At 50.1% G+C, this 3,111-nt stretch carries 4 protein-coding genes and 1 rRNA gene; 1 reads left to right on the top strand and 4 read right to left on the bottom strand.

What is annotated here, in order from left to right:
• From AC2VLY_RS07290 to AC2VLY_RS07280, 3 genes are all read right to left on the bottom strand, one after another.
• On the bottom strand, nt 1-686 hold a 686-nt coding region (locus AC2VLY_RS07290; RefSeq protein WP_486922021.1), incomplete at its 3' end, for a Bcr/CflA family efflux MFS transporter.
• 100 nt (nt 687-786) lie between these two features.
• A complete protein-coding gene (locus AC2VLY_RS07285) occupies nt 787-993 on the bottom strand; it encodes a YgaP family membrane protein (protein ID WP_193650819.1) in 207 nt (68 codons plus the stop codon).
• Between the two features lie 125 nt (nt 994-1,118).
• On the bottom strand, nt 1,119-1,667 hold the full coding sequence (locus tag AC2VLY_RS07280) for a nitroreductase family protein (protein ID WP_486892109.1): 549 nt from the start codon (nt 1,665-1,667) through the stop codon (nt 1,119-1,121).
• Nucleotides 1,668-1,764: 97 nt separating this feature from the next.
• Here AC2VLY_RS07280 and AC2VLY_RS07275 point away from each other — a divergent pair, with 97 nt between their 5' ends.
• Nucleotides 1,765-2,949: a BaiN/RdsA family NAD(P)/FAD-dependent oxidoreductase gene (locus AC2VLY_RS07275; RefSeq protein WP_486922020.1), complete on the top strand. Its 1,185-nt coding sequence runs from the start codon at nt 1,765-1,767 to the stop codon at nt 2,947-2,949.
• Between the two features lie 65 nt (nt 2,950-3,014).
• Here the strand turns inward: AC2VLY_RS07275 and rrf are convergent.
• Nucleotides 3,015-3,111 (bottom strand): 5S ribosomal RNA (rrf, locus tag AC2VLY_RS07270); the annotation flags it as partial.

Raw genomic sequence — 3,111 nt, 5'->3', positions numbered from 1 at the left:
ATATACGCAAACATGCCGCCGTAGCACATGGCATAAACCAAAGAAAAAGCCATAAAACGCCTGTCCTGCAAGAGCGCATGGTAACGCCGCAAAACCTGGCTTACCTCCAGGGAATGTTCCGTTGTGGGCTGATGACTTTCGCGCAAGCCCAGGTAAACCAGCCCAAAAATAAGCAACCCGAATACCGTCAAAAACCAGAAAATACTCTGCCATCCCAACCAGACCAGCAAGTACCCACCCATCAACGGCGCAATAATAGGAGCAAGGCCCATCACCAGAATCATGGCGGCAAAAATATGTGGCGCTTCCTTGGCGGTAAACAGATCACGCACCACGGCCCGGGAAATCACCAGACCTGCGCATGCTCCCAGCCCCTGCACAAAACGTAGACCGATCAGCACCCCGATAGAGGGAGATAAAGCACAGCCAGCCGAAGTCAGCACATACAGTATCAGTCCCAGCAACAGAGGTCGGCGGCGTCCAAAACGATCCGAAAGCGTCCCAAAAAACAGCTGCCCCAGAGAAAGTCCCACAAAAAAACTCGCCAGGGTCAACTGCACTGCCAGATGTGGCGCTGTAAAATAACGGGACAGAGTCGGCAGACTGGGAAGGTACATATCAATAGACATCGGGCCAAAGGCACTTAACATGCCCAGGATAAAAATCAGTCGTCTTTTATGCAGCAATGTTTTTCCTTGCCATGCCTGATAAACCAAAGGCACGGGACGACCGTGCCTTCTGTTTTCACTAAACCTTATACTGAGCTAAGGAGGATACACCCTGATCTCAGGAATGCTTTTTTGCCGGGCAGGTTTTGATACCCAGCAATGTATACAACCCACAAAAACCAGTGATTCCAGTAATCAGCGGCACCAACCCAAGCACCGCCCACCATTTGTTTTCACCGTGCAAGAATACTGCGAGAACCACAATAATCACCAAGCCCACAATCACCCGGACCAGACGATCCACGCTTCCTTCATTGACTGGCATTGCCCTCTCTCCTGCAGGATAATCCTGCCCGTATCAACTGGAACTGGATTATAGTACTTTAGCCCCTTGGATCACTAAAAATGATCTGTTTTTACCAGTGACTGGATATCAACCCGATTTCTTTCTCAGGCATTTTCGGTCCCTTTCCCCACGGCAATCATGTATCCGATTGCATAATGTTCGGGCAAATGAATGAGTTCCGCCACGGCGTCAAAATCAAAACCATCCATCGGACAGGAATCATAACCAAGATCCTGGGCCAACAACATCAGCGTCATTCCAAAAATACCCAGGGTACGCATGGCTTCATCCCGCGCAATTTCCGGCTTTCCGCGATAGTATTCATCCAGTTTCGGCAATAAAAAATCCTGGACCGGCTGCGGAGAAGTCGCCCAGTACCGTTGCGGATCTTCCTGCCAGGCCTCCAGATCTGCACATAAAACAAAGAGCGCCGATGCATCGGTGACCTGTGCCTGACCCCAGGCTTGTTCACGAATGGCCGCACGCAGCTGCGGATCCTGCACATCCACAATCCGCCAGTGCTGAATGTTGTAGGCACTGGGCGCTAAAGAAGCGTGCTCCAGAAGCGTTCTTTTGGTTTCGGCAGACATCTGATGATGCGGATCAAAGGACTTCGTTGCACGACGTTGCTGGACTGCGGTAATGACATCCATATACTCACCTCTTTGATGTTATAAAATAACTCATCACAATCTAGAACCGACCGGTTGGTATTGTCAACCTTCCGATTGAAGGACTCCACAAACGATCATGTCAGAGCATACAGAGGTATTCATCATTGGTGCTGGTGCCGCCGGATTGATGTGCGCAATTACAGCGGGACAGCGTGGCCGCAAAGTCATTCTTGTGGATCATGCCAATCGTATCGGCAAAAAAATTCTGATGTCTGGCGGTGGCCATTGTAATTTTACCAACCTGTCCGTAAGTGCTGCCAACTATCTCAGCACAAACAGACATTTTGCCAAGTCTGCTTTGGCTCGCTATACCCCGGAAAATTTCATCGAACTGGTTGAAAAACACCAGATCGCCTATCATGAAAAAGAAGCCGGACAGCTCTTTTGTGATGGATCCTCCAAACAGATTGTGGCCATGCTTGCTGGAGAGTGCCAAGCAGCCCATGTGGATATCCACAAGCAGTGCAACATCATTTCCTGCAAAAAAGAGAAAGGTATTTTTCATATCAAAAGCAATCAGGGAGATTTCAGTGCGGAATCCCTGGTCATAGCCACCGGCGGGCTGTCCATTCCCAGCCTGGGAGCCAGTGGTTTCGGCTATCAATTGGGGCGACAGTTTGGTCATAACCTACAAAATACCCGTCCGGGATTGGTCCCCCTCACTTTGACTGGCCGTGCTCATGAACCATTAAGTGGCATTGCCGGAGTGTCTTTAAGTTCTGCAGAAACCCGTTTCAACAAGCAGCATTTTCGTGCCGGGTTATTGTTCACCCATCGCGGCCTCAGTGGCCCGGCCATTTTGCAGATCTCATCCTTCTGGCAGGAAGGTAAAGCTCTTGAGATTGATTTGCTGCCAGAACTGGATGTTTATGCGTATTTATGCCAACTAAAAATGCAAAAACCGCAATCCTTCTTGAAAAGTGTGCTGTCCGAAATACTGCCCAACCGTCTTGCCCAAACAATGTGCGATCTTTATTGGCACAATCAGCCTCTGGGTAATTACCTGGACCTGGAATTGGCTTCTATTGCCCAAAAGTTGCAGCAATGGTCCATTCTTCCGAGTGGTACAGAGGGGTATCGTAAAGCTGAGGTAACCCTCGGCGGTATAGATACTGCCGAACTTTCCTCCAGCACCATGGAATCCAGAATCGTCACCGGACTTTATTTTATTGGGGAGGTTGTGGATGTGACTGGCTGGTTGGGGGGATACAATTTTCAGTGGGCCTGGGCATCCGGCTCCGCAGCGGGCAATGACGCATGACCCCAAAGGGCATTCTGACAAAAAATTAGCCCTGCTTCAAAAAGAAGCAGGGCTAAGGTATAGGCGTCTGGCGGTGACCGACTTTCGCGGAGGGAGGCCCTCAACTATCATAGGCGCTGCAGTGTTTCACGGTCCTGTTCGGGATGGGAAGGGGTGGTTCCA

It is taken from the genome of Acidithiobacillus sp. TH-A36 (assembly GCF_057473445.1).
The sequence above is the reverse complement of the archived record's forward strand: the minus strand, read 5'-3'. Positions and strand labels throughout refer to the sequence as shown.